The organism is Aeromonas sp. s4 (genome assembly GCF_040907855.1).
Lineage (GTDB): Bacteria > Pseudomonadota > Gammaproteobacteria > Enterobacterales > Aeromonadaceae > Aeromonas > Aeromonas caviae.
On record NZ_JBFOCP010000030.1, the window covers coordinates 94,873 to 108,669 of the forward strand.

At 63.2% G+C, this 13,797-nt stretch carries 14 protein-coding genes; 3 read left to right on the plus strand and 11 right to left on the minus strand.

Annotated features, from left to right (window positions below):
- Positions 1-24: 24 nt before the first annotated feature.
- Positions 25-930, minus strand: coding sequence for an alpha/beta fold hydrolase (locus AB5Y89_RS09145; RefSeq protein ID WP_201969710.1), 906 nt, complete (start codon positions 928-930; stop codon positions 25-27).
- Positions 931-958: 28 nt separating this feature from the next.
- Positions 959-1,963, minus strand: a complete 1,005-nt coding sequence (gene serB / locus AB5Y89_RS09150; protein ID WP_368223590.1) for a phosphoserine phosphatase SerB — start codon at positions 1,961-1,963, stop codon at positions 959-961.
- Positions 1,964-2,156: 193 nt separating this feature from the next.
- On the opposite strand from serB, the gene AB5Y89_RS09155 reads away from it, so the two are divergent.
- Positions 2,157-2,765, plus strand: coding sequence for an AhpA/YtjB family protein (locus tag AB5Y89_RS09155; protein ID WP_010673032.1), 609 nt, complete (start codon positions 2,157-2,159; stop codon positions 2,763-2,765).
- A 65-nt stretch (positions 2,766-2,830) separates the two neighbouring features.
- The gene (locus AB5Y89_RS09160; protein ID WP_368223592.1) at positions 2,831-5,077 is read left to right on the plus strand and encodes a PAS domain S-box protein; all 2,247 of its coding nucleotides are present in this window, start codon (positions 2,831-2,833) and stop codon (positions 5,075-5,077) included.
- Between the two features lie 64 nt (positions 5,078-5,141).
- Here AB5Y89_RS09160 and deoD read toward each other — a convergent pair whose 3' ends face one another.
- The 7 genes from deoD to AB5Y89_RS09195 form a co-directional block, all read right to left on the minus strand.
- Entirely contained in the window at positions 5,142-5,858 is a 717-nt protein-coding gene (gene deoD, locus AB5Y89_RS09165; RefSeq protein WP_005341325.1) for a purine-nucleoside phosphorylase, read from the minus strand.
- A 133-nt stretch (positions 5,859-5,991) separates the two neighbouring features.
- Complete coding sequence (locus AB5Y89_RS09170) at positions 5,992-7,200, minus strand: phosphopentomutase (RefSeq protein WP_039039948.1); 1,209 nt, start codon at positions 7,198-7,200, stop codon at positions 5,992-5,994.
- A gap of 14 nt (positions 7,201-7,214) precedes the next feature.
- The gene (deoA, locus tag AB5Y89_RS09175; protein WP_069652232.1) at positions 7,215-8,546 is read right to left on the minus strand and encodes a thymidine phosphorylase; all 1,332 of its coding nucleotides are present in this window, start codon (positions 8,544-8,546) and stop codon (positions 7,215-7,217) included.
- Positions 8,547-8,628: 82 nt separating this feature from the next.
- A complete protein-coding gene (gene deoC / locus AB5Y89_RS09180; protein ID WP_039039946.1) occupies positions 8,629-9,402 on the minus strand; it encodes a deoxyribose-phosphate aldolase in 774 nt (257 codons plus the stop codon).
- Positions 9,403-9,789: 387 nt separating this feature from the next.
- Positions 9,790-9,960: a XapX domain-containing protein gene (locus AB5Y89_RS09185; RefSeq protein WP_010673027.1), complete on the minus strand. Its 171-nt coding sequence runs from the start codon at positions 9,958-9,960 to the stop codon at positions 9,790-9,792.
- A gap of 123 nt (positions 9,961-10,083) precedes the next feature.
- A complete protein-coding gene (locus AB5Y89_RS09190; protein WP_010673026.1) occupies positions 10,084-11,358 on the minus strand; it encodes a NupC/NupG family nucleoside CNT transporter in 1,275 nt (424 codons plus the stop codon).
- Positions 11,359-11,571: 213 nt separating this feature from the next.
- Positions 11,572-12,360, minus strand: a complete 789-nt coding sequence (locus tag AB5Y89_RS09195) for a TatD family hydrolase (RefSeq protein WP_161653085.1) — start codon at positions 12,358-12,360, stop codon at positions 11,572-11,574.
- A gap of 40 nt (positions 12,361-12,400) precedes the next feature.
- Here AB5Y89_RS09195 and tppF point away from each other — a divergent pair, with 40 nt between their 5' ends.
- The gene (gene tppF / locus AB5Y89_RS09200) at positions 12,401-13,015 is read left to right on the plus strand and encodes a type IVa pilus pseudopilin TppF (RefSeq protein ID WP_029313748.1); all 615 of its coding nucleotides are present in this window, start codon (positions 12,401-12,403) and stop codon (positions 13,013-13,015) included.
- Here the strand turns inward: tppF and AB5Y89_RS09205 are convergent.
- Together AB5Y89_RS09205 and AB5Y89_RS09210 are read right to left on the minus strand one after the other, a co-directional pair.
- Positions 12,984-13,154: a DUF5363 family protein gene (locus AB5Y89_RS09205; RefSeq protein ID WP_164882078.1), complete on the minus strand. Its 171-nt coding sequence runs from the start codon at positions 13,152-13,154 to the stop codon at positions 12,984-12,986. The genes tppF and AB5Y89_RS09205 overlap by 32 nt on opposite strands.
- Before the next feature lie 81 nt (positions 13,155-13,235).
- Positions 13,236-13,745 carry an N-acetyltransferase family protein gene (locus tag AB5Y89_RS09210; RefSeq protein ID WP_368223678.1) on the minus strand — a complete coding sequence of 170 codons (510 nt, stop codon included), beginning with the start codon at positions 13,743-13,745 and terminating at the stop codon, positions 13,236-13,238.
- Between the last annotated feature and the right edge of the window lie 52 nt (positions 13,746-13,797).

Genomic DNA, 13,797 nt, shown 5'->3' on the forward strand with positions numbered 1-13,797 from the left:
ACGCAAGTGCCCGTTTTTTGTCTATCAGGCAGCCTGGGGGTTGCGCAGCCAGGCGAGGATGTCGGGGAAGTGATCCTCCTGTGCCTGGGGCGCCGTCAGCATGTTGATGTGGTCGTAATCGAGCCGGTTGCCGTTGTCCCGGCCAAGGCGGGTATGGCGGGCGGCCGACCCCATCTCGTCGCTGAAGCGGCGCACGTCGACGGGGTGGCCAAGGACCTTGTCCGCCTTGGCGGAGATCATCCAGAGAGGGGGCCAGTTGACCCGGCTCGCCGCCTCGTCATAGGCGAAGCCGTCAAAGGGATCCTGCCAGGGCCCGCACTTGACCCAGGGGATGGTCTCCTGCAGGTAGCGCAGAGGCTCATCATCGGCCCCTATCTTCAACCGGCGGGCGGCCAGAAACCCCCGGCGGCGCGCCAGCCAGGGGGCAAGCCGGTTCCAGATCAGATCCACCTTCAACCAGCGCTCCGGGTTCTGCACCGAGACCCCCCGCTTGGTGCCGAAGAACACCAGGCTGGCAACCTGCTCCGCCAGCTCGGGGAAGCGCACCAGGGTCGAGGCCATGATGACGCCGCCCCAGGAGTGGGCCATCCAGTGCACCCGGGCACCGGCATGGCGGGTCGATACCCAGCGCTGCAGGGCGGGCAGATCCTCGGTGATCAGCTCATGCTGGCCGTGGCCGGCCCGCTCGGCGATGGTCGGTGTGCTCAGACCCCGACCACGCAGATCCGCCACATAGACCTGATACCCGTGGCGAGCAAGAAAGCAGGCAAGCCCCTTGCCCGATTCGGTGTAGAAGATGCGGCCGTTCTCGATGGCCCCGTGCACCATCAGGATGGGGTCGGCATGCACCGCGACACCGGGCTGGATATGGCGCACATGGAGTCGATGCTCACCGCAGGGGACAAACAGGGATTGCTGTAACAGTTCCATCTCGTGATCGACTCCTCCTTGAGCGGGATCAGCACCAGCGTCGGTCGCGACAAGCCATGGCGCCGAGCAGGCAGAGCACCCCTTCCAGATCGTGGTGATTGAGTGTCGCCGCCGCCTGGGCACGTACCAGGGGTTTGGCATGAATGGCAATGCCCAGCCCCGCCACCCCCATCATCTTGAGATCGTTGGCACCATCGCCGACCGCGACCGTCTGGGATGCAACCACCCCGTACTCCGAGGCCAGCTGTTGCAGCGCCTCGGCCTTGGCGGCGGCATCGACGATGGGGCCGCTCACCTTGCCGGTCAGCAGGCCCCCTTCCACCGCCAGCTCGTTGGCGAAAATGGCATCCAGACCCAGAGCACGCTGCAACTCGCCGGCAAAGCGGGTGAAGCCACCGGAGGCGATCGCCACCTTCCAGCCAGCCTGCTTGAGGGCATCGACCATGAGTGGCAGGCCCGGCATCCAGGGCATGTCGGCCGCCACCTCGTCGAGGATGGTGACCGGCGCCCCTTCCAGCAGCGCCACCCGGGCACGCAGACTGTCGGCAAACTCCAGCTTGCCCTGCATGGCCGCCGCGGTAACGGCCGCCACTTGCTCACCGACCCCGGCCAGCCGCGCGATTTCGTCGATGCACTCTATCCTGATCGCGGTGGAATCCATGTCCATCACCAGCAGACCGGGCTCACTCAGGGTAGGCAGGGCGGCCAGATGACACAGGTCGATGTCCCACTCCTGGGCTTTGAGCGCCTGCACCAGCTCGGGGGAAAAGCGGTTGGTGCCAAGCAGCAGCAGCGGAATACCGGCCTGCTCCCCTGCGGGATAGAGGCTTGACTCAAGCCCCAGGGCATCCAGCTGCTGGGCCAGGCGGGCCAGATGACCGGCCTCCAGCCCCTTGCCAAACAGGACAATCCAGGCGCTGTCGTGGGCGTTGGCCGCGGGCAGCAGGGCTTCGTTGGTGAGCTGCCAGCAGGGGGCACAGCTCAGGGCCCCGGACCAGTCGTGCAGGGAGCGGGGAAGTTGGGACAACAACATAAGAGAGACGCCTTCCTTGGAAATCATGGGGTTCATCATGCGGGCCCAGAGTAGCGTATTGCTTTTTGTACAGGCAAGCGCCAAGATCCCGCCTGCGGTGCGGGCAGACATGGAAACAGACCACCCTGTTTCCCGCTTCGCGGCACCGGGGCACCAGCCAGCCCCGCTCATCCATTACCAGAGGCCCGGTTCTGTGCGTCATCTTCCCATCAAACGTGTTGTCAGCCTGGCGGCGGGAGTCCTGCTCGGTCTCTGGGTGCTGGTGCTGCTCATCCACATGCAGGGAGAGAGCCAGGCCGCCCTGCACGCGGCGGCACGGGACAGGGCACAGGCGCTGGTCGCCTATGCCGCCCGGGACATGCGCCGCTGGATCAAGGAGGACAAGGAGAGCGAACTGGAGAGACTGGCGCAGGATCTGGCCGCCGAGCCTGACATTCTGGATGTCACCCTCTATGACGCCCGCGGCATTCCCCTCGCCCAGTCGGACAACGCCCTGCCGCTGGACAGTCTGCTGCCCATCGGCAGCGACAACAAATCCCTGCCGGAGCAGGGCAAGGGGCGCATCCAGTTCGTCCAGGAGATCCAGGACGGAAACCTGACCCTGGGCTATCTGAGGATCACCCTGGAAGAGCAGAAACTGCTGGCCGCACAAGATACCCATCTCAAGGTCAACCAGGAGAAACAGCGCCTGATGCTGCTGGTGATGCTGCTGGCCGGCCTGCTCATCTCCTACGGGGTGCGTCGCAACTACATGCGGGTGCGCAAGCACAAGAAACAGAGCAAACCCGCCGCTCCGCAATAAGCGGGAGTGGATCACATCCTCCGGCTTGTATATAACACTGGCAAGATCACTGGCAGGAGAGCCACATGATTGCCCCCCCCTTGCCGCGGGATGAACACAGTCGACTGGAACGACTGCGCATCCTCGGCCTGCTCGACCACGAGCCCATCGATCAGCTTGATCGCCTCACCCGGCTCATCACCCGGCATTTCGCACTCCCCATCGCCATGGTCTCCCTGACCGACGTGAACAGGCAGTGGTTTCTCGCCCGCACCGGGGTCGATATGTGCGAGATCAACCGGGAGCACTCCTTCTGCGGTCATGCCATTTTGCGCCCCGACATCATGCAGGTACCGGATGCCAGACGGGATCTCCGCTTTGCCGACAATCCGCTGGTGACCGATGATCCCGGCGTGGTCTTCTACGCCGGCCGCCCCCTGCGCGCCCTCGATGGCGTGGTGCTCGGCACCCTCTGCCTGGTGGACCATGTGCCGCGCCATCTCGATGAAGAGGCCTGCCGGGATCTCGACGACTTCGGCCGCCTGGTGGAGAACACCCTGCACGATCTGGAGCGGCGCCACCAGGTGCGCACCCTCAACCAGGTGCTGGAAGACAAGGAGCATCTCTTCACCCTCACCTTCAACCAGTCGTCGGTGGGCATGGCCCTCTCCTCCCTCGAGGGGAAATGGCTGAGAGCCAACCCGGGGCTGGAGCGGCTGCTCGGTTACAGCGAGCATGAGATGCTGAGCCGGACCTGGCTCGCCATGACCCATCCCGAAGATCTGCAACGGGAGCAGCCCCTGTTCGATGCCCTGATCGCGGGGCAACGGCAGGATTACCGGCTGGAGAAGCGGATGATCCGGGCCGATGGCACCCAGTGCTGGGTCCAGCTCAGCGTGACCCTCTGCCAGAGCCGCACCATGGCCCCCCACATGATCGCCGTGTTTGCCGACCTCACCGAGCGCAAACAGGCCGAAGCCGAACTCGTGCGGCTGCAACAAGGGCTCGAGCAGCAGGTGCAGTCACGGACCCGGGAGCTTTCCCGCACGGTGGAACAGCTGCATCAGGAGATGCGCGAGCGCGGCGCCATGCAGCAGCAGCTGTGGCAGGAGCAGCGCCGCTTGCAGCACATGCTGGAGCACACCAGCAATGCCTTCCTCGAGCTCGATGCCGATTTCATCATCACAGGCTGGAACCCGGCCTCCACCACCCTGCTCGGCTGGCACGCCGACGAGATGCTGGGCCGTCCCCTCTTCGGGCTGCTCGGCGCCGAGCATCCCCTGCTGAGCCTGTCAGGCAACCCACAGAGTCCGCCACGGCGGCTGGAGTGCGACATCATCACCCGCACAGGCCGGCACATCCCGGTCGAGGTGATTGCCGAGCGTTACCAGTTCGACGACAAGGTGCGCATCGCCCTGTTTTTGCACGACATCACGGCCCGCCGCCAGGTGCTCGCGGAGATCGAGCGTGGCCGTGCCCGACTGCGGGCCATCACCGATGGCCTGCCGGTCACCATCAGCATGGTGTCGCCCGAGGGGCGTTACCTGTTCGCCAACCAGGCCTATTGCCGCTACTTCGGGCTCGATACCGAACAGATGCGGGAAATGAGCGTGCGGGACGTCATCGGCGAGGAGGCCCACGGCAGGGCCATGGCCTATGTGGCAAAGGCCCTCGCCGGTGAGCAGGTGAGTTTCGAGCACCGTTTCGATCTCCCCATAGGCCGACGCGACCTCAGGATCACCATGATCCCGAGCCGGGGCGACGAGCCCGGGGTCTACATCCTCGGCAGCGACATCACCGAGTTCAAGGCGCTGCAAAGCCAGCTAGAACACGAGGCGGCTCACGACCCCCTCACCGGCCTCCCCAACCGGCGCGCCTTCACCCTGCGCCTCTCCCGGGAGCTGGAGCGGGTGCGCCAGAATGCCGAACCCCTGGGCCTGCTGTTCCTCGATCTCGACGGCTTCAAGGGGATCAACGACAGGCTGGGACACCATGTCGGCGATGCCCTGTTGCAACGCTTCGCCCAGGTGCTGAGTGCCGAGGTGCGCCCGGGGGACATGGTGGCGCGCCTGGCCGGCGACGAGTTCACCATCATACTGCCCGCCCTGCGCCAGCCGGAACTGGAGCTGCCCGCCCTGTGCGAGCGGCTGCTGGCGGCCATGGCGGTTCCTGGGGACGTGGCCGGTCACCGGCTGCCCCTTGCCGGCAGCATAGGAGGCGCCCTCTGCCACTCGGGCCAGTATTGTCACATCGACGATCTGCTGCACCGGGCCGATGCCGCCATGTACCGGGCCAAGCAGTCGGGCAAGGGGCGCTTCGCCCTCGATCTCTGACCGTGCTTCGCAAAAATGCAAAACGGCGGCCCGAGGGCCGCCGTTTTTTTATGCGCGAGGGGGATCAGTTGTCACCCAGCAGGACGGAGTCCAGCGCGATTTCGATCATGTCGTTGAAGGTCAGCTGACGCTCTTCGGAGGTGGTCTGCTCACCAGTACGGATATGGTCGGAGACGGTGCAGATGGTCAGCGCCTTGGCACCGTACTCGGCGGCCACGCCATAGATACCGGCGGCTTCCATCTCGACACCCAGGATGCCGTATTTTTCCATGACGTCGAACATGGAGGGGTCCGGGGTGTAGAACAGATCGGCGGAGAAGATGTTGCCCACGCGCACGGCCACGCCCTTGTTCTTGGCAGCCTGAACGGCATTGGCCACCAGGTCGAAGTCGGCGATGGCGGCGAAGTCGTGGTCCTTGAAGCGCAGACGGTTCACTTTGGAGTCGGTGCAGGCACCCATGCCGATCACCACGTCACGCAGTTTCACGTCTTCACGCACGGCACCGCAGGAGCCCACGCGGATCAGGGTCTTCACGCCGTAGTCGGTGATCAGCTCTTTTGCGTAGATGGAGCAGGACGGGATGCCCATGCCGTGACCCATGACGGAGATGCGACGACCCTTGTAGGTGCCGGTGAAACCGAACATGTTGCGCACGTCGCACACCTGCTCGACGTTCTCCAGGAAGGTTTCGGCGATGTACTTGGCACGCAGGGGGTCGCCCGGCATCAGCACGGTATCAGCAAAGGCGCCATCTTTCGCATTGATATGAGGAGTTGCCATTCTCTTTATTCCTTCACACTAGGTTGAGTTTTATTGTCTTTATGGATTGTCCGCTGCCTGCGCGGCGGCGGTACATTACAGGAAACCGGGGCCCTGTGGCACCCCGGGCAGGCGAACCGGCCCGGGGTCACCATCACAGGAAGCTGGTACCGTATTGCAGCTTGGGCAGGCCGTGGTAGGCCGCGATGCTCTGGCCGATGTCGGCGAAGGTCTCGCGACGACCGACGGAGCCCGCCTTGACCGGCTTGCCGTAGAACAGCACCGGGATGTATTCGCGGGTGTGGTCGGTACCGCTCCAGGTCGGGTCACAGCCGTGGTCGGCGGTCAGCACCACCACGTCGCCATCCTGCAGCAAGTCGAACAGCTCCGGCAGGCGGGAGTCGAAGTACTCCAGCGCATCGGCGTAGCCCTTGACGTCACGGCGGTGACCGTAGGAGGAGTCAAAGTCCACGAAGTTGGTGAAGACGATGGTCTGGTCACCGGCCGCTTTCACCTCTTCCAGAGTCCTGTCCCACAGCTCGGTCAGACCGGTCCCCTTCACCTGCTTGGTGATGCCCTGCTGGGCATAGATGTCGGCGATCTTGCCGATGGAGACCACCTGGCCACCCGCCTCCTTCATGTAGTCCAGCACGGTCGGCGCCGGCGGCAGCACGGAGTAGTCGTGGCGGTTGCCGGTGCGCTTGAAGTTGCCCTTGCCGCTGCCCACGAACGGACGCGCGATGACGCGGCCGATGTTGTAGGGCTCCAGCAGCTCGCGCACGATGTGGCACAGCTCATAGAGCTTCTCGAGGCCATAGGTCTCTTCGTGGCAGGCAATCTGGAATACGGAGTCGGCAGAGGTGTAGAGGATCGGCTTGCCGGTGCGCATGTGCTCTTCGCCCAGATCGTCCAGCACCTGGGTACCGGAGGCGTGGCAGTTGCCCAGATACCCGGGCAGACCGGCCTTCTCGACGATGGCGTCCAGCAGCTCCTGCGGGAAGCTGTTGTGGTGGTCATGGAAGTAACCCCACTCGAACAAGACGGGCACGCCGGCAATCTCCCAGTGACCGGACGGGGTGTCCTTGCCGGAGGAGAGCTCCTGGGCAAAGCCGTAGGCACCGATCACCTCGACATCCTTGTTCAGTCCGGCCGGGAAGGTGCCGCTGGCGAGTTCGCCCGCGTGGCCCAGACCCAGCTTGCTGAGGTTTGGCAGGTTGAGAGCGCCACGGCCCTCGATCTCACCGGCGGCGCACGCCTTGGCGATATGGCCAAGGGTATTGGCACCCACGTCGCCGAACTTGTCGGCATCGGCGGCAGCACCAATACCGAAAGAGTCCATCATCAGAATAAAGGTACGTTTCATGGGACTTCCCCTTGTTACAAATCAGCCAGACCGATGCGACGGTAAACCTCGGGCAGCGCCTCTGGTCGGGTGTCGCCGATCTTCACGGCAGCCTGCACCATGCGGGCAGCCTCGGCAAATTGAGCTTCTGTCTGAGCGTGGATCAGGGCGAGCGGCTTGTCAGCATCGACGCTCTGACCCAGGCGGATAAAGTCGGTCAGACCGACGGCATAATCGAGTTTGTCGGCGGCGGCGCGGCGACCGCCCCCCATGGCGACCACGGCCAGACCCAGTTCACGGGTATCCATCGCGGTGACGAATCCGCTGTGGGCCGCGTAGACGGGACGCACGATGGCGGCTTTGGGCAGGTAGGCGTCGTAGCGCTCCATGAAGTCGGCGGGACCACCGAGGCCGGTCACCATGCGGCCGAAGATCTCGGCTGCCTTGCCGTTGTCCAGCACCGCCTGCAACCTGGTGCGGGCATCGCCGTCATCGCTGGCAAGACCGGCGGAGATCAGCATCTCGGCGCACAGGGCCATGGTCACTTCATGAATGCGCGGGTTGCGATACTCACCGGTCAGGTAGCGCACAGCTTCGCGCACTTCCACGGCGTTGCCGGCGCTGGAGGCCAGCACCTGGTTCATGTCGGTCAGGAGTGCAGAGGTGCGGCAGCCGGCACCGTTGGCCACGGCGACGATGCTCTTGGCAAGCTCTTCAGAGGCTTCAAAGGTCGGCATGAAGGCGCCGGAGCCCACCTTCACATCCATCACCAGGGCTTCGAGCCCGGAGGCAAGCTTCTTGGAGAGGATGGAGCCGGTGATCATGGCAATGGACTCGACGGTGGCGGTGATATCCCGTACCGCGTAGATACGCTTGTCGGCCGGGGCGAGATCGCCGGTCTGGCCGATGATGGCAACACCCGCCTCTTTCACCACTTTCAGGAAGCGGTCGTTGTCGACTGAGGTCTGGTAGCCGGGGATGGCATCCAGCTTGTCCAGGGTGCCGCCGGTGTGGCCGAGACCACGGCCGGAGATCATGGGCACGAAACCGCCGCACGCAGCGACCATGGGGCCCAGCATCAGGGACACGACGTCACCCACGCCGCCGGTGGAGTGCTTGTCGACGATGGGGCCGCCCAGATTGAGGTGATCCCAGGTCAATACCATGCCGGAGTCGCGCATGGCGCAGGTCAGGGCAACCCGCTCATCCATGGTCATGTCTTTGAAGTAGACCGCCATCGCCAGGGCCGCAATTTGCCCCTCGCCGATGGTGTTGTTGGTTATGCCCTGGACGAAGAATTGAATCTCTTGGGTACTGAGCGCTTCACCGTTGCGCTTCTTGCGAATAATTTCTTGAGGCAAAAACATCTTTCATTCCCTCCGTGCATCACGCACGAACACAGACCGAACCAGATCCGGAAGGGGGCGGCGCACCGCCCCCTGCCACCGCTTAGTAACCGCTGGTATTGGCAGGCTTGTCGCCATGCCCCAGGGTCGCCAGCAGGCTGGCCAGCAGGCTGGAGGCGCCGAAGCGGAAGGTGCGGGCGGATACCCAGTCCTTGCCCAGGATCTCTTCGGCCATGGCCAGGTACTGACCCGCCACGGCGGCGTCTTTCACGCCACCGGCCGGCTTGAAGCCCACTTTCGGGTTCTTGGCCTTGATCACTTCCATCATGATGCGGGCAGCTTCCGGGGTCGCGTTCACTGGCACCTTGCCGGTGGAGGTCTTGATGAAATCGGCACCGGCGTCGATGGAGATCTCGGAGGCGCGACGGATCAGCGCCTCTTCCTTCAACTCGCCGGTCTCGATGATCACTTTCAGCAGTACCTTGGCGCCGCAGGCTTCCTTACATGCTTTGACCAGATCGAAGCCGACCTGTTCATTGCCAGCCATGAAGGCGCGGTACGGGAAGACCACGTCCACCTCGTCGGCACCGTAGGCCACGGCGGCGCGGGTCTCGGCCACGGCGATCTCGATGTCGTCGTTGCCGTGGGGGAAGTTGGTCACGGTCGCGATGCGCACGTCGGCTGCGCCGATGTCACGCAGGGTCTTGCGCGCGATGGGGATGAAACGGGGGTAGATGCAGACGGCGGCGGTCAGGCCGGCCGGAGACTTGGCCTTGTGGCACAGGTCGATCACCTTCTGATCGGTGTCGTCATCGTTCAGGGTGGTCAGGTCCATCAGGTTCAGGGCGCGTTGGGCGGCCACTTTCAGATCAGTCATGCTATGTCTCCAAAGTCTTGTTAAGCCCCATCACCCGCGATCGGCTTCACCGAACACCAAGGGTCGGCAGAGACGTTCCCGGAGCAACGGGATATGGAATTGCAGCGCAAATGCACAGGCAATACGGCTGCAAATAAGGCAAGAGCCCTGTCACTTTCTTACAAAAGTGCGGACTTGGTTCCATGAAGACTTGAGAAAGGCCGACTACGCAGACCCGACTTCCCAATCAATTCCATTTGACCGCCAACACCCGGATTCACCGGGCATTAGTCAATGCCAGCACCCTGCTGGCATCGCCTATTTCAGCCGAGATACCCCGTGTTTGCAAGCCGGATTTGCCAATTTCAGAGGTACCTCACACCCGGCAAATCCAGCGCTGGAAGGCGCTTAAGAGAAGAAGCGGGTCAGGATCCAGGAGTAGGCAATGCCCCCCAGATAGACCCCCACGATCCCCATGACGCCGGAGAGGACGGGCGGCGCCGGTATCGGCAACTTGAGGAAAGAAAACAACACCCCAACGATAAAGCCGGCCGCCATAGCCAGTAGCACTTCATTCATAGAACCTCCGATTTGACTCACTTTATTATTAGTCTTGACAGGAAAACGGTTGTCACCACCCCAAACGAGAACGCCACAGCAAATCGCTGTGGCGTTCGTCTTTATCCTGTCAGTCAGGCGATGTTACATGCCGGACAGCGCCAGGAAGAAGCCTGCGATGGTCGCAGACATCAGGTTGGACAGGGAACCTGCCAGCACGGCCTTCAGACCGAACTTGGCGATGGTGCCGCGACGGTTCGGTGCCATGGAGCCCAGACCACCCAGCAGGATGGCGACGGAGGACAGGTTGGCGAAGCCGCACAGGGCGAAGGAGATGATCGCCTTGGTGTGCTCGGACATGGCCACACCGTTGATCAGCACTTCATCCTTCAGGTAGGGAGCGAAGTTCAGGTAGGCCACGAACTCGTTGACCACCAGCTTCTGACCGATGAAGGAACCGGCCACGACCGCTTCGCTCCAGGGCACGCCGATCAGGAAGGCCAGCGGGGAGAACAGCCAGCCCAGCAGCAGCTCCAGGGAGAGTTGCGGGTAACCGAACCAGCCGCCCACACCGGAGAAGATGCCGTTGATCATGGCGATGAGGCCGATGAAGGCCAGCAGCATGGCACCCACGTTCAGGGCCAGTTGCAGACCGGCGGAGGCACCGGCGGCGGCAGCGTCGATCACGTTGGCCGGCTTGTCGTCCAGCTCACCTTCTGCGGTGTTCTCGTCGTAGCTCGGGGTCTCGGTTTCCGGTACCAGCAACTTGGCGAACAGCAGACCACCCGGGGCAGCCATGAAGGAGGCGGCGATCAGGTATTCCATCTTGACGCCCATGGAGGCGTAACCGGCCAGCACGGAGCCGGCAACGGAAGCCAGACCACCACACATGACGGCGAACAGCTCGGAGTCAGTCATCTTGGAGATGAAGGGACGTACCACCAGCGGGGCTTCGGTCTGACCGACGAAGATGTTGGCAGTGGCGGAGAGGGATTCGGTACGGGAAGTGCCCAGCACCTTCTGCAGACCGCCGCCCAGCAGCTTGATCACCCACTGCATGATGCCGAGGTAGTAGAGTACCGCGATCAGGGAAGAGAAGAAGATGATGACGGGCAGGACGCGGAAGGCGAAGACGAAGCCACCGCCACCGAATACTTCGAACATCTTGTTGCCAACCAGACCACCGAACAGGAATTCGATGCCGTTCTGGCCATAACCGATGACGCTGGAGACGGCGTCGGACACGCCTACCAGGATGTCACGACCGACCGGTACGTAGAGCACGAAGGCCCCCAGACCGGCCTGGATGGCAAAGGCGCCACCTACGGTACGAATTTTGATTGCCTTGCGGTTGCTGGAGAACAGCACCGCAATAAGGATGAGCGTCGCCATCCCTACCAGACCCATTATCAGATTCATTATTAACACTTCCTCTTTAGTAGCACCTGCCAGCTTGTTAACGATTTGTGTATTGAAGCCGCTAATCAAGGGTGCGCATTATACTAATTACGGTGCGACAAAATAGAATACTGGTCACATTTTATAAGCCACAAACGGCCTGAACATCGTTTAATTAGACCGCAAACGATTTTTATGGGCCCTGTTTTTTATCACTCGGTCATCATTTGATAATCAAATGTTAATTTCATGATTTCCTGGGGGGAACAGCCGCCGGGTGGAGTCATGTAACACCGAAATAACATCCTCCAGCGGTTGCTGCCGCAATTGTGCCAACAAGCGGGCTATGGTCGGCAGGCTGGCCGGCGTGTTCACCTCCCCCTGCTGGCCTTGCAGCGGCATGTCGGGAGCGTCGGTTTCCAGCAGCAAGGCCTCCAGCGGCATCTGGCGTATCGCCTCCCGGGTCTTGTTGGCCCGCTCATAGCTGATGACCCCCCCGATCCCCAGCCTGAAACCCAGTTGCCAGAACACCTCCGCCTGATGCAGGGAGCCGCTGAAGGCGTGAATGACCCCCCCTTGTGGCGGAGTGAAGCGCCGCAGGATCTTGGCGACCGTGTCGTTGGCCCGCACCGAGTGGACGATGAGGGGCAGCTCATGCGCCATGGCCAGCCGCACCTGCGCCTCGAACATCTCGACCTGCCCCTCCTGCGGCACATGGGAGCGCAGATCCAGCCCGCACTCCCCCACGGCCACCAGCCCACGGGGCCGACTCGCCAGCAGGGTCTCCAACCGGGTCAGTGCATCCCGAGGCTGCTTGCCCACATACCAGGGATGGATCCCCAGGCCATAGCGGATGTCGTCGTGGCGCTCGGCCAGCGCCATCACCCGCCCCCAGTTTTCCTCTCCCACGGCGGGGATGATATACTCGCCCACCCCCAGCTGGCGCCACCGGGTCAGCAGCGCCTCCCTATCGGCGTCAAAGACCGGAAAATCGAGGTGGCAGTGGGTGTCTATCAATTCCATGTCGCGCTTACCTGTCTGTCGTACTCAATGGGTTCATTCCATGCCAACACACGTTTCCCGAGGCTTTACCCTGATAGAACTGGTGCTGGTCATCATCGTGCTGGGGATCCTGGCCGTGACCGCCCTGCCCCGCTTCATCAACATCCAGGACGACGGGCTCAAGAGCAGCGTCTCGGCCACGGCGGGCAGCTTTGCCAGTGCCGCCCGGCTCGCCCACGCAGGCTGGGCGGTCAAGGTAAAGGGGGAGCCCCTGGCACTCTACAACTTTAGCGGCATGGGCAGGCAGGATCTCGACATCAACAGCCATGGCTGGCCGGTGGGCACCAAGGAGGACCAGGGAGGTCAGGGGCCCGATACCGTCTTCCCCGGTGGCGACAGCGATCAGATCTCCGTCAGCAGCCGGGACGACTGCGAGAGCCTGTTTGGCGCCCTGCTCGATACCGATCTGACGGTGGCCGATGAGTTGCACCAGGATTCGGACAGTGACTACATCTCCCGGCTCATCCCGGCAGACGCTCAGGCTGACGGCGCCCTTCGTCACGACAACTGCCGCTATACCCTGCGCAGCTCCGTTGGCCGCTTCCCGGCATACCCCGACGGGCTATCGTTCGACTACAACAGCGTCACTGGCGCCGTGACCCGCCAGTTCCAGTGAGGTCGTCGCCCTTCTCCGGGCGCTTCTCGTCTTCATCATGGCGTACCGGCGCGCAGCAGCGCCGGTTCTCCGGTGTGAGTCCCCACTCCTGGCACCAGGCATCGTAGCGAGCCAGCCAACGCAGCAATATCCCCTTCATGGGCGCCTCCTTGTCTCGATGGTTTCCCCACAAGCCTGCCCCAATCCAACTCCCCAGACCAGCATCTCGGGGCCAGCGGCGTCATGGCCTGTCCAGCGGCAGCAGCAGCCCCATGGAAATCTCGTCCACATAGCCCTCGTCCAGCCGATAGGCCTGCCGTCTCACCCCTTCCTCCACGAACCCGCACTTGCGATACAAGGCGTGGGCCACCTCGTTGTGGGCCATCACTCCCAGCTCCAGCCGGTGGATACCGAGATCCCTCGCGGTCGCGATCAGGGTACGCAGCAACCGTTCCCCCCATCCCTGCCCGCGCGCCCCCGAACGCAGCCCCATCACCACCAGAGCGCAGTGGCGGTTGCGTGCCAGGCCGCCACCAAGGAGCGCGGCAAACCCTTGCACCTCCCCCGCCAGCTCCAGCAACCACATGGCCTGATTGGGGGCCGCGGCCATGGCCTCGAGCCGCCTGCGCTGCCCCGCGATGTCCGAGGGGCGCTCTCCCGCTTCATGCAGCATGAAGCGGGTCTCCCTGTCCAGTTGCCCGAAGAATCTGTCCAGCGCCGCCGCATCCTCCACCCCTGCCATACGAATCATCACGCCGACCTCCCTGCCTGGTGGCTCTGCCGACCACGACCATAAAAAAACG